At 64.0% G+C, this 19,635-nt stretch carries 16 protein-coding genes and 1 pseudogene; 7 read left to right on the top strand and 10 right to left on the bottom strand.

The features are described 5' to 3' along the window. Nucleotides 1-6 precede the first annotated feature (6 nt). Complete coding sequence (locus tag AC04SG_RS11155) at nucleotides 7-1,776, bottom strand: acyl-CoA dehydrogenase family protein (RefSeq protein ID WP_488551058.1); 1,770 nt, start codon at nucleotides 1,774-1,776, stop codon at nucleotides 7-9. A 467-nt stretch (nucleotides 1,777-2,243) separates the two neighbouring features. Between AC04SG_RS11155 and AC04SG_RS11160 the strand changes: the two genes are divergently transcribed. After that, nucleotides 2,244-2,480, top strand: a complete 237-nt coding sequence (locus AC04SG_RS11160) for a hypothetical protein (protein WP_488551059.1) — start codon at nucleotides 2,244-2,246, stop codon at nucleotides 2,478-2,480. A gap of 341 nt (nucleotides 2,481-2,821) precedes the next feature. Continuing rightward, on the top strand, nucleotides 2,822-3,934 hold the full coding sequence (locus AC04SG_RS11165) for a glycoside hydrolase family 25 protein (protein WP_488551151.1): 1,113 nt from the start codon (nucleotides 2,822-2,824) through the stop codon (nucleotides 3,932-3,934). An 84-nt stretch (nucleotides 3,935-4,018) separates the two neighbouring features. On the opposite strand, the gene purD is transcribed toward AC04SG_RS11165, so the two are convergent. Beyond that, nucleotides 4,019-5,302 (bottom strand): phosphoribosylamine--glycine ligase, encoded by a 1,284-nt coding sequence (gene purD / locus AC04SG_RS11170; RefSeq protein WP_488551060.1) that lies wholly within the window; start codon nucleotides 5,300-5,302, stop codon nucleotides 4,019-4,021. Nucleotides 5,303-5,433: 131 nt separating this feature from the next. Further along, nucleotides 5,434-6,228, bottom strand: coding sequence for a phytanoyl-CoA dioxygenase family protein (locus AC04SG_RS11175; RefSeq protein WP_488551061.1), 795 nt, complete (start codon nucleotides 6,226-6,228; stop codon nucleotides 5,434-5,436). Between the two features lie 91 nt (nucleotides 6,229-6,319). Here AC04SG_RS11175 and AC04SG_RS11180 point away from each other — a divergent pair, with 91 nt between their 5' ends. Further along, entirely contained in the window at nucleotides 6,320-7,231 is a 912-nt protein-coding gene (locus AC04SG_RS11180) for a LysR family transcriptional regulator (protein ID WP_488551062.1), read from the top strand. A gap of 51 nt (nucleotides 7,232-7,282) precedes the next feature. After that, nucleotides 7,283-8,266, top strand: a complete 984-nt coding sequence (gene ubiA / locus AC04SG_RS11185) for a 4-hydroxybenzoate octaprenyltransferase (protein WP_488551152.1) — start codon at nucleotides 7,283-7,285, stop codon at nucleotides 8,264-8,266. Between the two features lie 174 nt (nucleotides 8,267-8,440). Here ubiA and AC04SG_RS11190 read toward each other — a convergent pair whose 3' ends face one another. From AC04SG_RS11190 to AC04SG_RS11200, 3 genes are all read right to left on the bottom strand, one after another. Continuing rightward, nucleotides 8,441-9,007: a DUF6101 family protein gene (locus AC04SG_RS11190; protein WP_192256257.1), complete on the bottom strand. Its 567-nt coding sequence runs from the start codon at nucleotides 9,005-9,007 to the stop codon at nucleotides 8,441-8,443. Nucleotides 9,008-9,193: 186 nt separating this feature from the next. Further along, nucleotides 9,194-10,624: an FAD-binding oxidoreductase gene (locus AC04SG_RS11195; RefSeq protein WP_488551063.1), complete on the bottom strand. Its 1,431-nt coding sequence runs from the start codon at nucleotides 10,622-10,624 to the stop codon at nucleotides 9,194-9,196. Between the two features lie 31 nt (nucleotides 10,625-10,655). Next, nucleotides 10,656-11,624 carry an L-threonylcarbamoyladenylate synthase gene (locus tag AC04SG_RS11200; protein ID WP_488551064.1) on the bottom strand — a complete coding sequence of 323 codons (969 nt, stop codon included), beginning with the start codon at nucleotides 11,622-11,624 and terminating at the stop codon, nucleotides 10,656-10,658. A gap of 174 nt (nucleotides 11,625-11,798) precedes the next feature. On the opposite strand from AC04SG_RS11200, the gene AC04SG_RS11205 reads away from it, so the two are divergent. Together AC04SG_RS11205 and AC04SG_RS11210 are read left to right on the top strand one after the other, a co-directional pair. Further along, complete coding sequence (locus tag AC04SG_RS11205; protein WP_488551065.1) at nucleotides 11,799-12,266, top strand: hypothetical protein; 468 nt, start codon at nucleotides 11,799-11,801, stop codon at nucleotides 12,264-12,266. 141 nt (nucleotides 12,267-12,407) lie between these two features. After that, on the top strand, nucleotides 12,408-12,800 hold the full coding sequence (locus AC04SG_RS11210) for a hypothetical protein (protein WP_488551066.1): 393 nt from the start codon (nucleotides 12,408-12,410) through the stop codon (nucleotides 12,798-12,800). Nucleotides 12,801-12,885: 85 nt separating this feature from the next. Here the strand turns inward: AC04SG_RS11210 and AC04SG_RS11215 are convergent, their stop codons facing one another. From AC04SG_RS11215 to AC04SG_RS11225, 3 genes are all read right to left on the bottom strand, one after another. Continuing rightward, complete coding sequence (locus tag AC04SG_RS11215; protein ID WP_488551067.1) at nucleotides 12,886-13,239, bottom strand: ATPase (modular protein); 354 nt, start codon at nucleotides 13,237-13,239, stop codon at nucleotides 12,886-12,888. 121 nt (nucleotides 13,240-13,360) lie between these two features. Continuing rightward, nucleotides 13,361-15,676 carry a glycine--tRNA ligase subunit beta gene (gene glyS / locus AC04SG_RS11220; protein ID WP_488551068.1) on the bottom strand — a complete coding sequence of 772 codons (2,316 nt, stop codon included), beginning with the start codon at nucleotides 15,674-15,676 and terminating at the stop codon, nucleotides 13,361-13,363. 402 nt (nucleotides 15,677-16,078) lie between these two features. Then, entirely contained in the window at nucleotides 16,079-16,999 is a 921-nt protein-coding gene (locus tag AC04SG_RS11225; RefSeq protein ID WP_192256837.1) for a glycine--tRNA ligase subunit alpha, read from the bottom strand. A 295-nt stretch (nucleotides 17,000-17,294) separates the two neighbouring features. Here AC04SG_RS11225 and AC04SG_RS11230 point away from each other — a divergent pair. Further along, nucleotides 17,295-17,755, top strand: a pseudogene (locus AC04SG_RS11230) (GNAT family N-acetyltransferase). 50 nt (nucleotides 17,756-17,805) lie between these two features. Here the strand turns inward: AC04SG_RS11230 and AC04SG_RS11235 are convergent. Further along, complete coding sequence (locus tag AC04SG_RS11235; RefSeq protein ID WP_488551069.1) at nucleotides 17,806-19,578, bottom strand: tetratricopeptide repeat protein; 1,773 nt, start codon at nucleotides 19,576-19,578, stop codon at nucleotides 17,806-17,808. Nucleotides 19,579-19,635 lie beyond the last annotated feature (57 nt).

The following is a 19,635-nucleotide window of genomic DNA, read 5'->3' on the forward strand; positions in this document are numbered from 1 at the left end:
TGGTATTCAGACTGATATCAGCGTCTTGCCGGCGGCAGCGAGGCTTTCGGCGCCATCGATGACGCGGTCCTTCAAAGCGCTGACTTCGCCAAGCAGGTTTTCGGCAAAGAAGCGGCAAAGGGCGATGCGGTTTTGCTCGGCAAGTCCGCCACGCGCCAGATAGGCGCCGCCGGCGGCAAGCGAGATCAGCCTGAGATAGGGCGTCGCGCCGGCCTGCGCTTCGTCGAGACGGCCGTCGGCCAGCAGCTTCTGCAGGAAGCGCGTCGCTTCGGTCAGATCGTCCAGCGCCCGGTCGAGGGTCTCGGCGGTGCGGCCGAACCCTTGCAGGTTCGAGGTCCGCACCTCATCGGCGATGGTCTTCAGTTCGCCGATGTAGCCATGCACATGCTCGCCGCCGCCGAGCGGCAGTTTGCGCGCTACCAGGTCGATCGCCTGGATGCCGTTGGTGCCCTCGTAGATCGGCGCGATGCGGGCATCGCGATAGAGCGCTGCCGCCCCCGTCTCCTCGATGAAGCCCATGCCGCCATGCACCTGGACACCGAGCGAGGCGACGTCGACGCCGACATCGGTGGAGAAGGCCTTGGCCAGCGGCGTCAGGAGATTGGCGCGGTCGCGCCAATGCGAGGCCTGATCGCCGGCCGAAACCCGCGCCAGGTCGATGGCGTGGGCGCAGGAATAGGAGATGGCGCGGGCGATCTGGGTCAGCGCCTTCATGGTGAGAAGATTGCGCTGCACGTCCGGGTGATGGACGATCGGCGCCATGCCGGCGCCGGCATAGCCCGACGCCTTGCCCTGGCGGCGTTCATTGGCATAGGCGATCGCCTTCTGCGTCGCGGCTTCCGCCACCGCCACGCCCTGCATGCCGACGCACAGCCTGGCGTTGTTCATCATGGTGAACATGCAGGCGAGCCCCTTGTTCTCCTCGCCGATCAGCCAGCCGATGGCGCCCGGCGTCGTGCCCCCAAAACCGTCGCCATAGATCATGGTGCAGGTCGGCGAGGCATGGATGCCGAGCTTGTGCTCGAGGCCCGAACAGAAGACGTCGTTGCGCGCGCCGAGCGACCCGTCATCATTGACGAGGAATTTCGGCACCAGGAACAACGAAATGCCGCGCGTGCCGGCCGGTGCGTCGGGCAGCCGCGCCAGCACCAGATGGATGATGTTGTCGGTGAAATCGTGCTCGCCATAGGTGATGAAGATTTTTTGGCCGAAGATGCGGTAGGTGCCGTCGCCGGCAGGTTCGGCGCGGGTACGCAAGGCGGCGAGATCGGAACCGGCCTGCGGCTCGGTCAGGTTCATCGTTCCCATCCACTCGCCGGAGACGAGCTTTGCCAGATATTTGGCCTTCAGCGCCTCGGAAGCGTGCTTGTCCAGCGCCTCGACCGCGCCCATGGTCAGCGTCGGGCCGATGCCGAAGGCCATGGCGGCGGAGTTCCACATTTCGAGCGCCGCGACGCCGAGCATGGTCGGCAGGCTTTGGCCGCCGAATTCTTCCGGCCCCGACAGCGCGCTCCAGCCGCCGTCGATCCAGTTGCGGTAAAGCGCCCTCCAGCCGGGCGGCGTGGTGACGGTGGCATCTTTCAGCACCGCGCCGTGCTCGTCGCCGATCTTGTAGAGTGGCGCCACCTCCTCGCTGGCGAAGCGGCCGGCCTCGGCCAGGATGGCATCGACAAGGTCTTCGCCGAGATCGCCGAAGGCGCCGATGTCGAGCGCCGGTTTGAGGCCGGCAACATGCTTCAGCGTGAACGAAATATCCTCGACCGGCGCCTTGTACATGCCGCTTTCTCCTCCGCTGTCCGCCCCCTCGATCCTAGGACCCGGGACGACGCAAAACCATCCGCCTTTGGGCGGCCTTCGGCCTTCTTTTTACGTAAACGTCAAACTTTGTCACGCGGATTTTGCAGCGACTTTGTCACCTTGGCTGAAGCTTTCGCGACTTCGTCATTCTATGGCGGAGCAAGGAGCGAAGCGACGCGGCGCAGACCATAGAATCCATGCCGCGACTTCGAAGCGTTGCAACGGCCCAGAATTCTGCACCGCCGCACCCTGCGCGCGAGGTCGCGGCATGGATCCTCGGGTCTGCGCGTCCGCTTCGCTTCCGCTCCGCCCGTGGATGACAAAATCGCGAGGGCATTCGCCAATTTTCAAGACCGGTATTACGCATCAAAATTTCTGCAGCAAGGAGTGACATCCTGCTGTTATGATCTTTCCGGGCAGATCATAGACAGATTGGACCGGGCAACATGCTTGCCAGACCCGAGACATACCGTTGCATCGAATGCGGCCTGCCGTATCAGGCAAACGGCTTCTGGTATTATCATGGCGAGGTCGAAAGAGGCCCCGCCTATTGGACCGATCGCGGCATATTGTGCTCGCCGCAATGCTCGCTCGCCCATCACCGCAAGCGCGCCGCCGAAGGCACGCTGCGGCAGGCGCCGGCGCCCGATCCGTTAGAGGTGCAGCCGATCACGCGTCGCTGAACTGCGGAGCTGGCAATCTCCCCCCTCGTGGGGGAGATGCCCGGCAGGGCAGAGGGGGGCGTGACGGAACGCCAACCCCGTTCACTTCCCAACCAATCGGACACAAGCGTCTGGTCGCAACCGCGATCGATTGAGAGGACAGAGGGACAGCGCCCCCTCTGTCCTGCCGGACATCTCCCCCACAAGGGGGGAGATCGGATGTCACGTCCGTTTTCGCCAATACAATCCCGAAAGCATTTCCTTAACCATAGCAGTTCACCATCGGTGTTTGGTCAGCGGGGACTCCCTGTTTGAAAACGCCGGCGCATCTTCTTCGCCGCTCAGCGATCGCTCTCGCGGCGATGATGGCGCTGGGATCGGCGGCAAAAGCCTCGGACTTTTCCGAGCCCTGGCGGGACGGCGACCGCGCGCTCGTCATCGACGCCTATGAATATAATTCCATCGACTGGGGTGAGCTTGCCACCGACAAGCGCATCGTCGGCTTCATCAACAAGGCCTCCGACGGGCTGCCGCCGCCCTATTTCTGCTATGGCGACGAAACTACGGTCAAACTCTGCAAGACACTGTGGAAACGCTATGCGGTGACGCGCGAGCTGTTCCAGACGCGCAAGGTGGTGGCCAAGGCGCTCGGCCTGAAATGGGGCGCCTATCATCTTGCCCGCCCCGGCAATCCGGTCGAGCAGGCGAACAATTTCATCGATTTCGCCGAACCGACGCCGGACGATCTCTTGGCCCTCGACCTCGAAGGCAATGATCCGACACAGTGGATGTCGCTGGAGGATGCCGAGGAATTCGTGCGCCAGGTGCATCGGCGTATCGGCCGTTTCCCGATACTCTACGCCAATGGCAAGACCGCCCAGTTCATCGCCGACAACCGCTATCAGTACCGTCTGCTGTCGCGGCTGCCGCTCTGGTATGCGCGCTACAAGCCCGACATCGACGTGCATTTTCCGATGGGCAACTGGCAAAGCTATGCGCTGTGGCAGTTTTCGGCGCAGGCCAATTGCGGCCGCCTGCGCTGCCCGTACCGGGTCGCCGGCACGCCCAACGACATCGATGTCAACGTCGCGCCGATGGATGCAGCCACGCTGCGCCAGCAATGGCCGTTCGGCGGCCTGATCAACGTGCCGCCGGACTATCTCGCCTCGATCCCGGTGCCGGTTTCGCGCGCGGCGGGGCTGGCCGGCAAAGTCACCATCACCTATGCCGATGTGGCGACGCCGCCGACTGTCGAGGAGATGGTGGCGGTGCTGGGCGCGCGCTGGCAGACATTCCGCGCCGCCTTCCGCATGCCGGTGGTCAAGACGGTGCCGCGACGCGCGCGCTTCGGCATTGCCGAGTATGTCGCCTGGAAGCGCACCGCGTATCGCGCGGAGACCCTGCTCGAGGCCGCCTTCTCCCAGGCTGCCGACCCGGTCAGCACCGCCTCGACCGAACTCGTTCGCGAGCGCTGAGGTCTTTGTTTTACGCAATTCCTCAGGGAAAGCGCGCTATGCGCTTTTCCCGGGAAAACCGCTTCACACTTTTCCTGGAATTGCTTAGCTAGCCCCGGCCTTCTCGCGCGCCACTGCCTGCCAGCCTATGTCGCGGCGGCAAAAGCCTTGCGGCCAGTCGATGCGGTCGAGCGCGGCGTAGGCGCGGCTTTGCGCTTCGCCGACCGTCTTGCCTGACGCGGTGATGTTGAGCACGCGGCCGCCATTGGCGACCAGCGCGCCGCCATTGATGGCGGTGCCAGCATGGAAAATCTGGACGCCATCGCCGGCGGCTTCGTCGAGGCCACGGATGACCGAACCTTTCTCCGGCGTGCCTGGATAACCCCGCGCCGCCATCACCACGGTCAGCGCCGCCTCGTCGCGCCAGCGCACCGAGCTGTGTGCAAGCTGGCCGTCGACGGCGGCGTTGAGCAGCACCAAAAGGTCGTCCTTCAGCCGCATCATCAGCACCTGGCATTCGGGATCGCCGAAGCGGGTGTTGTATTCGATCAGCTTCGGCCCTTTGTCGGTGATCATCAGCCCGGCGAAGAGAATGCCGGCAAACGGCGCACCAAGCTCGGCCATGCCCCGCATGGTCGGCCCGACGATCTCGCGCATGGTGCGCTCGACCATCTCAGGCGTCATCACCGGCGCCGGCGAATAGGCGCCCATCCCGCCGGTGTTGGGGCCGATGTCGCCGTCGCCGACGCGCTTGTGGTCCTGCGCGGTGCCGAAGGGCAATGCTGTGGTGCCATCGCACAGGCAGAAGAAACTCGCTTCTTCGCCGGTCATGAATTCCTCGACCACCACTTCGGCGCCGGCATCGCCAAAGGCGCCGTCAAAACAGGCATCGAGCGCGGCGCGGGCCTCGTCCAGCGTCATGGCGATGGTGACGCCCTTGCCGGCGGCGAGCCCATCGGCCTTGATGACGATCGGCGCACCGACCTTTTCGACATAGGCCTTGGCTGCGGTCAGATCGGTGAAGCGGCCATAGGCGGCGGTCGGGATATCGTATTTCGCGCAGAGGTCCTTGGTGAAGCCTTTCGAGCCTTCGAGCCTTGCGGCCCGCTTCGACGGGCCGAAGACGCGGATGCCCTGATCGCGCAGATCATCGGCAATGCCGGCGACCAGCGGCCCTTCCGGCCCGACGACGACGAGGTCGATCGCGTTGTTGTTGCAGAAGGCAGCGACAGCGGCATGATCGGCGATGTCGAGCTTGACCAGTTCGGCCTCGCGGGCAATGCCCGGATTGCCCGGCAAGGCATAGAGCTTGGTCAACAGCGGCGAGGCCGCGAGCTTCCAGGCCAAGGCATGTTCGCGGCCGCCGGAGCCGATCAACAAAACGCGCATGCCGATGTCCCTTGTCATTTCACGACAGGGACTGCGCTATTGCGCCAAGCGCAGCGGGTCAAGAGTTTTACCTTGCGCGATGCCGGTTGCGCACGGGAACGTCGCGCGGAGGCACAACGTTTCCGGCCGGATCAGCTCTGGTAGATGACGGGGAACCAATCCTCACGCAGTTTCTGGCCGGGCTTCATGTCATGGCCGGGATAGGGCGGCGAGGTGCGGCCGGGGCGCTCGACATAGCGCGCGTCATCGCCGACCCAGCGCAGCGACAGCGCCCGGCGCCGTGCCGTGGTCGGATTGCCGCGCGCGCCATGCGCGGTGCGGAAGTCGAACAATATGGCGTCGCCCGGCTCCATCTCCCACTCCAGCACCTTCAGCGACGGGTCCTTGTCGGGGTCGGGCACCGGCAGATAGTCGCCCTCGCCGGCGTAGAAATTGTCATCGTTCAGCCAGCGCACCGGCAGAACCATCTTTTCCCATTTGTGCGAGCCGGCGATCAGCCGCAGCGTCGCTTCCTTGACCGGGTCGATCGGGATCCAGAAGCTGACGGTCTGGCTGCCGTCGACGAAGTAATACGGGATGTCCTGGTGCCAGGGCGTCGGCTTCTGCGTGCCGGGCTCCTTGACCAGCACATGGTCATGGAAGAACTGGGCGCTGCGCGACTGCATCGCCGCCGCCGCCAGTTCCGCAGCCGGCGAATTGCGCACCACATCGACGAATTCGGGGATGCGCTCCCAGTTGCAATAATCGTCGAAGAAGCTGCCCTTGCCGTTGGCGATGTCAGACGCCGCGGCGCTGCGGTTCTGCATGTTGCGCTCGATGCCGGCGGCAATGGTGCCGACCCAGTCTTTGAAGACACCGCGGACGCAGACAGCGCCGTCGCGCTGGTAATCGGCAATTGCTGCGGCATCGATGTATCTGGCGGCCATCTCATGTCTCCCCTGTTTGGATGACCAACTATCGCAGCCGCCGCACATCGCGTAAAATAATAACTTCTCATCTCACTTATAGTTCTGGCCTATGAACCTAACTCTCACTCAGCTGCGCTATCTCGTTGCCGTCGCCCGCCACGGCAGCGTCACCGCTGCCGCTCGCATGCTGAACGTCTCACAGCCTTCTATTTCGGTGGCGATCGACAATGTCGAAGCGACGCTCGGCCAGAAACTGTTCGTGCGCCAGCGCGGCAGCGGCATCGCGCTGACCTCGTTCGGCCGCAGCGCAGTGACCAAGGCAAAGCAGGTTCTGGCCGAGGCGGACGAACTGGTTGGGCTGGGGACGCGTGACGCCGATGTCGGCGGCGAGCTGGTGCTCGGCTGTTTCGAGGATTTGGCGCCCTATTTCGCGCCGGCGCTGATCCGCGCGTTTTCGCAACGCTGCCCGGCGGTCGCTGTCATCGTGCGCGACGAGACCTTCGAGACGCTGGGCCGGCGGCTCGGCGATTCCGCCATCGATCTCGGCCTGACCTACGATCTCGGCCTGCCCTCGCACTTCGCCCGCATCCTGCTGCATGAGCTGCGGCCGCATGCGCTTTTGCCGCAAGGCCACGCGCTGGCCAGCCAGGCCAGCGTCAGCCTCGCCGAACTGGCGGCCCATCCACTTGTTACCACCGACCAGCCGCACAGCTGGCAGCATATGCTGGACCTGTTCCTCAGCCTCGGCCTGTCGCCGGTCTCGCAGTCGACGACGAGTTCGTTCGAACTGCAGCGCAGCATGGTGGCCAACGGCTTCGGCGTCGCAGTGAGCTACACAAGGCCATATGGCGACAGGAGTTATGACGGCCGGCCGCTGGTCTGCAAGCCGCTGTCGGATCCGCTGCCGATGCAGCGCATCATCCTCACCCATGACACAAGGCAAAGGCTGCCGAAGGCGGCACTGGCCTTCATCGAGGTGGCGAAGGAATGGTTTGCCAGCCACGATGTTTTCACCGCCTGAGCGACAATGCGGCCGCTTGACGGCGCTCGCTGCTGCTGCCACTCCAGCACGATGGAAACCATCCAGTCGAAAGCCGCCCAGGGCCGCGTCGCCGACGCGCCGAGCGGCCATTGGGTCTACAAGATATTGCCGCGCTGGCTGTGGCCCTATGCGCAGCTTGCCCGCTGGGACCGGCCGATCGGCTGGCAATTGCTGCTGTGGCCCTGCTGGTGGTCGGCAGCGCTTGCGGCCAGCGCCTATCCGCACCCCACCGACCCGCTGCTGACGCTGCTGCCGTCGCCGTGGTCCCTGTTCCTGTTCTTTGTCGGCGCCGTCGCCATGCGTGGCGCCGGCTGCACCTATAACGACATTGTCGACCAGGACATCGACAACAAGGTCGAGCGCACGCGCTCGCGGCCGCTGCCGGCCGGCAAGGTGACGCGCCGCCAGGCCTGGGCGTTCCTGGTCATCCAGGCGTTGCTGGGCCTCGTCGTGCTGTTGCAGTTCAACGACTTCGCCATTCCGCTCGGCATCCTCTCGCTGGTGATCGTCGCCATCTATCCTTTCATGAAGCGCTTCACCAACTGGCCGCAATTCGTGCTTGGGCTGGCCTTCTCCTGGGGCGCACTGATGGGCTGGGCGGTCGAGTTCGGCGATCTCGATGGCCCGGCCATCATGCTCTATATCGGCTCGATCCTCTGGGTGATCGGCTACGACACGATCTACGCGCACCAGGACAAGGAAGACGACGCCATTGTCGGCGTACGCTCGACGGCGCGGCTGTTCGGCGACAACACCAAGACCTGGCTGGTCGGGCTTTATGGCGGCACGCTGGTCTGCTTCGCCATCGCCTTTGCCGCGGCGCAGGCGCCGGTGGTGGCGCTGGCCGGGCTGATCGCCGCCGGCGCGCATATGGCGCGGCAGATTGCGGTTCTGGATATCAACGATCCCGACCAGTGCCTGCGGCTGTTCAAATCGAACAACCAGGTCGGCTGGCTGATCTTCCTGGGCCTGATCGGCGGATCGTTGTGGGTGGCGCTGAAGCCGCTGGTTTAGCACCTTTTTTCCTTCTCCCCCTGTGGGAGAAGGTGGATCGGCGCGCAGCGCCGAGACGGTTGAGGGGTGCTGGACGGAGTGAGACGTTGGCGTTCCCTGGAACACCCCTCATCCGTCTTGCCGCTTCGCGGCAATCCACCTTCCCCCACAAGGGGGGAAGGAAGGGGCGTCAGCCTACTCTCTCGAAATGATCTCTTCGCCATCAATCACCAGCCTCAGCCCGAGATCGCCGGCCCTGCGGCGGGCGAGGAAGCGCGGACGGCGCGTGGTCGAGACCCGGCCCTTGCGGCGATCCTTGGCCGGCAGCGCCTTGATGGCGGCGCCGAGCGATTCTTCGAGTGTGCGGGCAATGCCGTCGGATTCGATCAGCAGCATCTGCAGCCGGTAGGCATCGGCCCAGGCGCGCCAGTCGGCGGCGACGTCGTCGAGATCGTCGGCCACCAGCAGCGGCACCGACAGCATCGGGTCGTTGTGCAGGAGTTCCAGGGTTACCGTGACATTGCCTTCCGGATCCTCCATCGCGCGGGCGGCGACGCCGCGAAACGCATTGGCGGGCAGTGCGATGATCGCCGGCACGCCGCTCATCTCGAGCGTGCGGCGAATGACGGCGCCTCGTTGGTCGATGGTGAAGGTAACGTCGCCATAGTCGTCGCGCGTGGCATAACTCACCACTTGCGGCAGGCGGAATGGGTCAAGACGCATGTTGCGCCCGGCCCAGACGGGCTTCAGTACACTGTTCATCTACTGCCTTCCTGTGTTTCTCCTGAGAGCCCGTTTTCACGGATCCCACCGGGCCAGTTTTCCCGGCCTCGTTATGCGAAACAGTAGCGCCGGCTTCTTACCGCTGCGCTTAAGAAAGTCGGTTAAATTTTGCTGATCTCAGGGGATGGTTATCGGAATGAGACCAGCCACAAGATGCTGAAAGGATCAGATAACCTTACCTGGATTCATGATCCCGGCCGGGTCGAAGGCTTTCTTCACCCGGCGCATCAGTTCGATCGCCATTGGCGGTGCGGTGGCGATCAGCTCATCACGCTTCAACTGGCCGATGCCGTGCTCGGCCGAGATCGAGCCGTGGAAGGAACGCACGACATCGTGCACGGCATGGTTCATGGCGTGATAGAGGCCGAGAAACGCTTCGTCGTCACCTCCCTCCGGCCGGGAGATGTTGTAGTGGAGATTGCCGTCGCCCATGTGGCCGAAGCAGACGACGCGCGCCTGCGGGCTGACCGAGGCGACAGCGCCGGCAGCCTTGGCGATGAACGCCGGTATGGAAGCCACCGGTACCGAAATGTCATGCTTGATCGAAGCCCCTTCGGGCTTTTGCGAATCCGGCAGCACCTCGCGAAAATTCCAGAAGGCGTCGCCCTGCGCCAGGCTTGCAGCGATCACCGCATCACCGGCGATGCCTTGCTCGAGGCCTTCCGACAGCACCTCCTCGATCAGCCCCCTGGCGTCCTCGGCCGAGCGGCCCGATGAGACCTGCATCAGCACATACCAGGGCCAGTCCTCGGCCAGCGGCCGGGTGACGCCCTGCGCGTGGCGCAGCGTGAAATCATAAGGGCGCTGGCCGATCAGTTCGAAGGCGGTCAGCGCGGCCCCTGCCCGGTCCATGGCCAGGCTGAACAATGAAAGCGCCGCCTCCGGCGACGACAGGCCGGCAAAAGCCACCTCGCGGCCTTTCGGCTTGGGAAACAGTTTCAGCACCGCCGCGGTGATGATGCCGAGAGTGCCTTCGGCGCCGACGAACAGGTTCTTCAGATCGTAGCCGGTGTTGTCCTTCTTCAATTTGCGCAGATCGTCGAACACCTCGCCGGTCGGCAGCACCACTTCAATGCCGAGGCAAAGTTCGCGCGCATTGCCATAGGCAAGCACCCCGGTGCCGCCGGCATTGGACGAGAGATTGCCGCCGATCTGGCAGGACCCTTGCGCGGCAAGCGACAGCGGAAACAGACGATCGGCGGCGTCGGCCGCTTCTTGCAGCGTCTGCAGGATGACGCCGGCCTCGACGGTCACCGTGTTGGAGAACACGTCGATCTCGCGGATGCGGTTCAGCCTCGACAGCGACAGCACGATCTCGCGGCCGGACGCGTCCGGCACCTGGGCGCCGACCAGCCCGGTGTTGCCGCTCTGCGGCACGACGGGCGTTCCCGTCTCGCTCGCCAGCCGCATGATCTGGCTCACCTCGTCGACGCTGCCGGGCCGCAGCACCAGCCCGGTCCTGCCGTGCCACAGCCCGCGCCGCTCGGTAAGGTAGGGCGCGATATCGGCCTGGTCGCGGAGCGCATATTTGTCGCCGACGATTGCGGCGAAGCGGTCGATGAGGGCGGGGTCGAGATCGAAGGGTGCGTCGTTCATGGGCAGAAACTATGGCGCTCATTCAAGCTTGTCACGGGGCGACCTTGTCACGTGGGGCAGCGGCACGAAACAGCCGATCGTTGATCGCCTCGCCCAGCCCATCGACCGGGATCGGCTCGACGGCGATCGTCGCCGCACCACTGCGGTCGAGCTCCTGCAGATGCGCGAAGAGATTGCTTGCGGCTTCGCGCAGGTCGCCTGACGCGGACAGGTTGCGCAAGGCGACGGCCGCTTGCCAGCCCTCGGCGCGGTCACCGCCAAAGGCCAGCAAGGCCTCGCCTTCGGCCACGCTTTGCGCATTGAGCCGCACCGATGCGCCCGGCGCATAGTGCGACGCCAGCATGCCTGGCGCCTCGATGCCTGATATGGCGCCGCGCAACAACTTGGTGCCGACGGCCGCCTCGATGTCGGCGGCGGCAATGCCGCCCGGCCTCAGCAGCCGCACTGTATCGCCTTCGACCTTGACGATGGTCGATTCCAGCCCGACCGGAGTGGCGCCGCCATCGACCACCAGCCGGATTTTCGCACCGAGATCGGCCGCTACGGCTTGCGCCGTGGTGGCGCTGATCTTGCCCGAAGAGTTCGCGCTGGGCGCGGCCAGCGGCCGGCCGAGTCTTGCGATCAGGTCGCCGCCGAACCCCCTGGGCATGCGCAGCGCGATCGTATCCAGCCCGGCGGTGACCAGCGGATGGATGCCGTTACCGGCTTGCTGCGGCAACACCAGCGTCAGCGGCCCCGGCCAGAACATCTCGGCCAGGCGTTTCGACATCGGATCGAAGATCGCAATGCGCTCGGCCATCGCCAGATCGGCGACATGGGCAATCAGTGGGTTGAAGCGCGGCCGGCCCTTGGCTTCGAAGATGCGAGCGACGCTAATGCCATTGGTGGCGTCGCCGGCCAGCCCGTAGACGGTCTCCGTCGGGATGGCGACGACGTCGCCGCCCTCGAGCAGCGCCAGCGCCCGTTCCATCGCTTCGCCGACGGGTAGTATCTCAGCCACTTGCATCACCTCACAGGCGCCGGACCTAATACGGCAGTGATTTTCGGGCAAGCCGGCGTTGGCGAATTATCAATGCCTAAAATGTTATGTTTCCCTGCAAGCCGGCATCAATCCACTGGGGGTAAGGGTTTCTGAGTCAAGGCTGGCGGCTTGTTGGGCAAGGGGATGGTTTCGATGTCGATGCGTGTGCTTGGAGCGCTTGGTTTCACCCTGGCGGCGATGACCGGTGGGGCGCAGGCCTCGTCGATCGTCTTTCTCGGCGTCTCGAAATCCACGCCATCGGTCATCAAGGTCGGTACACCCGAACCGATGAAGATCGCCTCGTCGCCATCGATCGTCGCGCTCGGCGATGCCCAATCCGACGTCACCTATGAAAAGGTCGCGGCGATTCCCGAAAAGCCCAGGCATGGCCAGGCCCCGATGATCATTCGCGGCGGCATCGTCGGCGGCGCGTTCGCCGCGCCGGCACCGGCCAAGGCAACCGCCACCGCGGCACCCACAGCGGATACGAAGCCTGCGGCAGGGACCGCACCCGCCGGGACGGCGACGGCGTCGAACGGCAAGCCCGAGTCGCAGCCGGCGGCGCCACAGCCGGCGGCAACGCCGCAGCAGCCGATCCAGGGCGTCGGCAAAGCCGAGTAAGCCATTCGGCCGAAACAGTCGGCCAGTCCGCTTGACGCCGATCGACGCCCCGGCGCACGATCGGCCTGGCGGCGGCGGCCCCAATTTCGCCAATCGGTTTTGGCACGAGCGCGCCGGGTTTCAAGCGAGCAAGGGGGTATCATGAACAAGGCGAAATCATTGACCGTGGCCGGCCTGTTGCTGGCGTCATTTCTGGGCGTCGGCAGCGCGCAGGCCGGTGACGACATGCTGGGGTCCTATGTCGCGCGTATTTCCGATCGCGACCACCATGCCAGCGACGGCTACGAGCTGAGCAGCGCGGCGCAGATGGTGCGGCAGGACCGCGCCAACTGGCACAAATTCCACCGCCGCGACGCCGACGACCAGGGCGACGACTGGTTCGGGAGCAATGAAGACCGCGCGTATCTGGAGCGCCTGCTGAAGCGCGGCGGCGCCATGAGTTCCTCGACACGGCGCGCTATCGTCAACGGCGAGCCGCTGATCCAGGTCGACGTCTATTCAGACAGCGTGCATGTCAGCATTTTGGAGGACTGACGGAGTCAGTTTCCGGCAGGCCTGAAAACAGGAAGGGCGGCGTGTGAACGCCGCCCTTCTCGTTTGATGTCAGTCGCCTGAAAGCTCAGGCCGCCTCTTCCTTGTCGTCATCCGACTCGTCTTCGGACGCTTCTTTGTCTTCGTCCTCGTCGTCGGATTCTTCGGTCTCTTCAGCGCCGCCGGCTTCGGCCTTCACGCTCTCGTCGTCTTCGTCGTCTTCCTCGTCCTCATCGTCGTCGGAGGAAGCGGTGGTTTCGTCACCTTCTTCATCGTCCGATTCGTCGCTGTCTTCGTCATCGCCTTCCTCGTCATCCGACAGGTCGGCGGCCTCGACCGCCGCGGCGGCGGCATGGTCGAGAATCTTTTCGGAAGCGGATTCAAGCGCCTCGGCGGGGGCCGAGGTTTCTTCTGTCACTTCGATGTCGTGAGCGGAATTCATGGAAGCCTCCGTGGGGGTTGGGAACATGTCCTTTTTGCCACGGAGAGATCATCGCCATATGACTGTAAGCCGGCTCGAACGGCCGGCGGCGGAGAAAATTTTTGGCGTTATTCCCGCGCCTTTAGCCAGCTATTCGGGAGAAATCCGCCACCTGGTCGGTCGCCGCGCGGATGCGGGCGAGCAGCGCCAGCCGGTTGGCGCGCACGGCCTGGTCCTCATCATTCACGAGAACGCGTTCAAAGAATGAATCAACCGGTTCACGCAACACGCTAAGCGCCAGCATGGCGGCGGAAAAATCTTCGTTTTGAATCGCTTCGCCGGCTTGCTTCTCAGCCTGATTCACCGCCGCAAACAGCGACTTCTCGGCGTCTTCACGAAACAGCGCCGGCTCAACAGTCTCGGCGATGGCCGTTTTCTTCTTCTCCTCGGCGGCCAGAATGTTGGCCGCGCGCTTGGTGCCGGCGAGCAGGTTCTTGCCGTCCTCGGTGTCGAGGAAGGAGCCGAGCGCTTCGACCCGGCGCACGATCTGCAAGAGGTCGTCCGACTGCGGCGTGATGACCGCGTCGATAAGATCGTGGCGGGCGCCCTGATCGCGCAGGTAGACTTTCAGGCGGTCGTGGAAGAAAGCGAGGAGATCGGTCGACTGGCCTGCACCGCTGTCCTTGAAATTGGCGGCAGCGCGATCGAAAATGGACGACAGGGCCAGACGGATGCCGTTCTCGACCAGCATCCTCACCACACCCAAAGCCGCTCTCCGCAGCGCATAAGGATCCTTCGACCCTGTCGGCTTTTCATCGATCGCCCAGAAGCCGACCAGCGTGTCGAGCTTGTCGGCCAGCGCGACGGCAATCGACACCGGATCGGTCGGCACGCGATCGGACGGACCTTGCGGCTTGTAGTGCTCCTCAATGGCGGATGCGACCGAAGGATGCTCGCCCTGCAGCAATGCATATTTGCGGCCCATCGCGCCTTGCAGTTCCGGAAACTCGCCCACTGCTTCGGTGGTGAGATCAGCCTTGGCCAGCACAGCAGCGCGCCCGGCGAGCGCGGTAATCTCCCCCCTCGAGGGGGAGATGTCGGCGAAGCCGACAGAGGGGGTTGTCTCGCGTGAAGCGCTGACTCCCTCTTTCTTCGCGAGGCCAGACCGCGTCGCGCCAGCCGAGGCGACCCCCTCTGGCCTGCCGGCCATCTCCCCCTCAAGGGGGGAGATCGACTGCGCCACTGTTGGCGCGATCTCTTGCGCCAGCCGCTTGATCCGCTCCACACGCTCGCCTTGCGTGCCGAGCTTGGCGTGGAAAGTCACATTGAGATGGTCGAGGCGGGCCATGCGCTGGTCGAGCGGCTTTTTCAGATCGAGCCCGAACTTTTTCGCCGATGCCTCGAGTTGCTCCAGATCCGGCAGGTCGCCCTGGTCGGTCTTCCAGAAATAGAGCGCGTCCGACAGGCGCGCGCGCACCACCTTGCCATTGCCATGCGCGATCTCCTTGCCGCCATCCTTGGCCTCGATGTTGGCGGTGAGAATGAAGCGGTTGGAGAGGTTTTCGCCATCGCCTTGCGGGCGGGTGACAAAGCATTTCTGGTTGGCGCGGATGGTCAGCCGGACAACTTCAGGCGGAATGGCGAGAAAGGCCTGCTCGAATTCGCCCATCAGCACCACCGGCCATTCGACAAGGCCCGACACTTCTTCCAGCAGCCCTTCGTCCTCGACCAGATCGAGCCCGTTGGCAAAGGCAAGGTTGCGGGCGTCCGCCAGGATGATCTCCTTGCGGCGGTCGCCATCGAGCACGACCTTGGCCGCTTCCAGCTTGGTCACGTAATCGTCGAAGCGGCGCACGGTGATTTCACCCGGCGCCATGAAGCGGTGGCCATAGGTGACATTGCCGGAACGGATGCCGTCGATCTCGAAATCGACCACCACCGGCTCCTCGGTCTCGGGGCCGAAAGTGCACAGGATCGTCTGCAGCGGCCGCACCCAGCGCAGCGAGCCGGGCTTGGCCGAAGCCGGCCCCCAGCGCATCGATGTCGGCCACGGGAAGCTGCGGATGATGGCCGGCACCAGTTCGGCGATGATCGCTTCCGCCGCCCTGCCCGGCTTCGAAATATGGGCGACGTAGAAATCGCCCTTCTTCGGGTCGGAGTGGACATGCGCCTCAGCAACCGAGGCAAGGCCTGCCTTGCGCAAAAAGCCCTGCACCGCCTGTTCCGGCGCCGTCGTCGACGGCCCCTTGATCTCCTCGTGAATGTCCTTCGAGCGCGCGGTCAGGCCCCTGATGTCGAGCGTGAGCCGCCGCGGCGTCCAGTATTCGCGCGCGGCGTCATAGGTCAGACCCGCCTCGACCAGACCGTCGGTTAGCATCTTCCTGAGATCGCCCGCCGCCTTGCGCTGCATGCGGGCCGGTATTTCCTCGGAGCGAAGTTCTAAGAGCAAGTCAGGCATGGATGGAGCTCGCACGACAATGGTCGGCGGGGCATAGCAACTCGGCTGGCCGCTGTCACCCTCTACCCCATAATCGCCCAATCGGCGTAAGCACCGTCAATTTCCAGAAATTCTCAGCGCCCTGTCGGGACGAGCCGACCCCGCCCGTCCTTGGATCAAAGATTTCCATGAACCAAACGCAGCGCTGAAGCGACCAACGCTCAGGCAGGGACCTATTGGCTGAACGACCATGAAAACGGCATCGAGACTTCTCCAGATCATCGCGCTCAGCGCCTGTTTCGCCGCGCAGGCCCATGGCGCCTTCTCGATGCCGGGCGTGCGACAGGCCATGCGGACGATCGATAGCGCAAGCGCTCAAGGCGCAAAGCCGAGCGCCGCCACCATCCAAATCGCAGCCTTGAGCTAGGCCGCCAGTCCGCCGGCTTGAGTCAACAAAAACGCCTCGCCGCAGGCTTTCGCCAGATTGCGTACGCGCAGGATGTAACTCTGTCGCTCGGTCACCGAAATCACGCCGCGCGCATCGAGCAGGTTGAAGACATGGCTGGCTTTGATGCACTGGTCGTAGGCCGGGAAGACCATGCGGTGCATCGGCAGATTGTCGTTCGAGGCCGGGGCGCCGGCCGCCAGCAGCGCCTTGCATTCGGCTTCGGCGTCCTCGAAATGCCGGAGCAGCATGGCGGTGTTGGCATATTCGAAATTGTGCCTGGAATATTCCTGTTCGGCCTGCAGGAAGACCTCGCCGTAGGTGACTTTTTCAGCACCTTCGCGACCGTTGAAATTGAGGTCGTAGACATTGTCGACGCCCTGCACATACATGGCCAGCCGCTCCAGGCCGTAGGTCAGTTCTCCGGCCACCGGCGCGCATTCGATGCCGCAGACCTGCTGGAAATAGGTGAATTGCGACACTTCCATGCCGTCGCACCAGCACTCCCAGCCAAGTCCCCAGGCGCCCAGCGTCGGGCTTGCCCAGTCGTCCTCGACGAAGCGGATGTCGTGCAGCAGCGGATCGACGCCGATCGCCTCGAGCGAGCCGAGATAGAGCTCCTGCAGATTCGGCGGGTTGGGCTTCAGGATCACCTGATACTGGTAATAATGCTGCAGCCGGTTGGGGTTTTCACCATAGCGGCCGTCCTTGGGCCGGCGCGAGGGCTGGACATAGGCCGCGTTCCACCCGCGGGGTCCGAGCGCGCGCAGCGTGGTTGCCGGATGGAAGGTGCCGGCGCCGACCTCCATGTCGTAGGGCTGCAGGATGACGCAACCATAGGCGGCCCAGTAATTGTGCAGGGTCAGGATCAGCCCCTGGAACGAGCGGCTGGGATGCATATGGTCGATAGTCACGGCGGCCTCGCAAAGCGCGAAAAAGAAGACATTCCCTTAAAGCATGATCCCGAAAAGTGGAAACCGGTTTTCGGAAAAGATCATGCTCTAAAAAGCAACTGGATCAGGTCGACGATTCAACCGAACGTCGGCCCGATCCGGTTGCCGGGCCGGCAAGCGTCAAGGCAGCGCCTTGCGCCGCCTTGACCGAGAGGTTGAACGCTTTGCTTCTCGCTGGCCCATTGCCGGATGGCGCTTGCGGCCGTCTGCTCGCCTGAGCTCCAACGACAAAGGTTCAGCCATGCAAGGCCAGCTCACCGTACGCCCCGTCACGCGGCAGGATTACGAGCATGGCTGCCGCTGTGGGACGGATACAACGCTTTTTATGGCCGCTCGGGAGAAACCGCCCTGCCCGGCGACATCACCGCAATGACCTGGTCGCGCTTCTTCGATGCCTATGAGCCAATGCATGCGCTGGTGGCCGAGAGCGAGGGCAAGCTTCTCGGCCTTGTGCACTATCTCTACCACCGCACCACCACGGCGATTTCGCCGAACTGCTATCTGCAGGACCTTTTCACCACCGAAGCGTCGCGCGGCAAAGGCGTTGGCCGGGCACTGATCGAAGGCGTGTACGAGCGGGCGCAAGCCGCAGGCTCGGGCCGCGTCTACTGGCTGACGCACGAGACCAATCACACGGCGATGAAGCTTTACGACAAGATCGGGGAGCTTTCGGGGTTTGTCGTCTATCGAAAAATGTTCTGAAAATAAGAACGGGGCCCAGCGAGCCCCGTTTCATCAGATGTATGGTCGTCTCACCCTTTCGGCGCGGGCACGACCGGCTTGACCTTCGGGGTTTCCTGCGCGGTGTTGGATTCGATCGGCGGCAGCCCTTTCATCAGCTTCTGCTGCAAGGTGGCAAGCACATCGGGATCCGGCTTCAGGTCGCGCGCCTGGTTCCACTGGAAGGTGGCTTCCAGCTTGCGGCCGACGCGCCAGTAGGCATCGCCGAGATGGTCGTTGAGCACCGGATCTTCCGGCTTCAGCGATACGGCGCGCTCCATTTCGCGCACGGCGTCGTCGAACCGGCCCATGCGGAAATAGGCCCAGCCCAGCGAATCGACGATGTAGCCATCGCTCGGCCTGAGGTCGACGGCCTTCTGGATCATCGCCAGGCCTTCCTTGAGGTTCATGTTCATGTCGACCCAGGAATAGCCGAGATAGTTCAACACCTGCGGCTGGTCGGGGAACAGTTCCAGCGCCTTGCGGAAATTCGGTTCGGCCTTTGGCCATTCCTTCAGCCGCTCATAGGCGATGCCGCGCTGGTAGTAGATGTTCCAGTTGGCATTGGTCGGCGTCTTCAGCACCTCAACCGCCTTGTCGTAGAGGGTGGCGGCGGAGCGGAAATCCTCCTTCGAGGCATAGACCCCGCCCAGTGCCAGATAGGCGCGCATGTCGTCGGGGTGGGCGTCGACGAAGGCCTTCAGATGGGCGATCGCCTCATCGTGACGGTCAAGGTCGGCAAGGTTGAGGCCGAGCTGCAGGTCGGAAAGCTCCTTCAGCGGCGAGGAGGCCGGAATACGGCGGTAGAGCGCAATGGCGCCTTCGCCGTCCTTCAGCTGCTCCGCAACGGCGGCAAGCTGTACCAAAGCGGCGTCGCTGTCGGGCTTCAGCGCCAGCGCATATTGCAGATAGAGGCGCACGAACGGCTCGCCGCCGCCGCGATTGAGCGCGATGGCGAGGTCAAGCAGGATTTCGGAGGCGCCTTCCGACGGGCTGGAGACGAAGGGCTCGATCTTGTCGCCCTTGCTGATCCTGTCGCGAAGCGCCTGGATGTCCAGCTTGCCCGGCGCGAACGCCTCGGCCTTGTCCAGCACGTAGAGCGCCTTGTTCTTGTCGCCCTTGCGGGCCAGGAAAGACGCATAGGCCTGGGCGTTGCGCATCCATGTCTCGGGCGCAGCACCGCCGGCCGTGGTGTCGGTCAGGGTCGCGTCATAGAGCGCATCGGCCTTGTCCGACATGCCTGAGGCATCGGCGATCAGCGCGCGGTGGAAGGACTTGAACAGACCGAACCAGTCAGGCCCCTGCAGCTTGTCGATGGAGGCCATCGCCTCGGTGGCATCGCCGGCACCCTCTTGTGCCCAGCCGGACATGACGCCGGAAATCAGCCGGTCGAGATCGGATTCGAGCGACAGCTTGAGCCAGTACTGCGCCTTGGTGAAATCCTTCTTGTGGAAGGAATCGACCGCCAGCGCCAGCCGCGAGAAGCGCTCGACATCGGGAACTTCCTTGAGCTTGTCGGCATAGACAAGCGATTCCTCGAACCGCCCCTGCGCGATCAGCGACAGCATCAGGCTCTGCTGCAGCGAGGTGTCGCCGGGATTGAAAGCCAGTGCCTGCTTGTAATAGGCGATGGCATTGTCGAGGTCGTTGTCGCCTTCGGCAATGCGGGCGGCGAGATAGGCGCCCGAGAAGGATGTGATCTTGACCGGGTCGGTCGATTCCTTGGCGTAGGCGGGCAGCGGAGAAATCGCCATGCCTGCCACAATTGCCAGCCCCGCGAGCCAGCGCGCACGTCCTTGCTGCATCGTATCCCTTTCAGCCAGACGCGACCCGCACACAGGCGGGACCGCCATAGACTCGAT

Source organism: Mesorhizobium sp. CNPSo 4684 (assembly GCF_057784315.1).

Coding starts and splice junctions, on each gene's coding strand:
- AC04SG_RS11155 (WP_488551058.1), bottom strand. CDS start 1,776: ATGTACAAGGCGCCGGTCGAGGATATTTCGTTCACGCTGAAGCATGTT.
- AC04SG_RS11160 (WP_488551059.1), top strand. CDS start 2,244: ATGCTTGCCAGACCCGAGACATACCGTTGCATCGAATGCGGCCTGCCG.
- AC04SG_RS11165 (WP_488551151.1), top strand. CDS start 2,822: ATGATGGCGCTGGGATCGGCGGCAAAAGCCTCGGACTTTTCCGAGCCC.
- purD (WP_488551060.1), bottom strand. CDS start 5,302: ATGCGCGTTTTGTTGATCGGCTCCGGCGGCCGCGAACATGCCTTGGCC.
- AC04SG_RS11175 (WP_488551061.1), bottom strand. CDS start 6,228: ATGGCCGCCAGATACATCGATGCCGCAGCAATTGCCGATTACCAGCGC.
- AC04SG_RS11180 (WP_488551062.1), top strand. CDS start 6,320: ATGAACCTAACTCTCACTCAGCTGCGCTATCTCGTTGCCGTCGCCCGC.
- ubiA (WP_488551152.1), top strand. CDS start 7,283: ATGGAAACCATCCAGTCGAAAGCCGCCCAGGGCCGCGTCGCCGACGCG.
- AC04SG_RS11190 (WP_192256257.1), bottom strand. CDS start 9,007: ATGAACAGTGTACTGAAGCCCGTCTGGGCCGGGCGCAACATGCGTCTT.
- AC04SG_RS11195 (WP_488551063.1), bottom strand. CDS start 10,624: ATGAACGACGCACCCTTCGATCTCGACCCCGCCCTCATCGACCGCTTC.
- AC04SG_RS11205 (WP_488551065.1), top strand. CDS start 11,799: ATGTCGATGCGTGTGCTTGGAGCGCTTGGTTTCACCCTGGCGGCGATG.
- AC04SG_RS11210 (WP_488551066.1), top strand. CDS start 12,408: ATGAACAAGGCGAAATCATTGACCGTGGCCGGCCTGTTGCTGGCGTCA.
- AC04SG_RS11215 (WP_488551067.1), bottom strand. CDS start 13,239: ATGAATTCCGCTCACGACATCGAAGTGACAGAAGAAACCTCGGCCCCC.
- glyS (WP_488551068.1), bottom strand. CDS start 15,676: ATGCCTGACTTGCTCTTAGAACTTCGCTCCGAGGAAATACCGGCCCGC.
- AC04SG_RS11225 (WP_192256837.1), bottom strand. CDS start 16,999: ATGCATCCCAGCCGCTCGTTCCAGGGGCTGATCCTGACCCTGCACAAT.
- AC04SG_RS11235 (WP_488551069.1), bottom strand. CDS start 19,578: ATGCAGCAAGGACGTGCGCGCTGGCTCGCGGGGCTGGCAATTGTGGCA.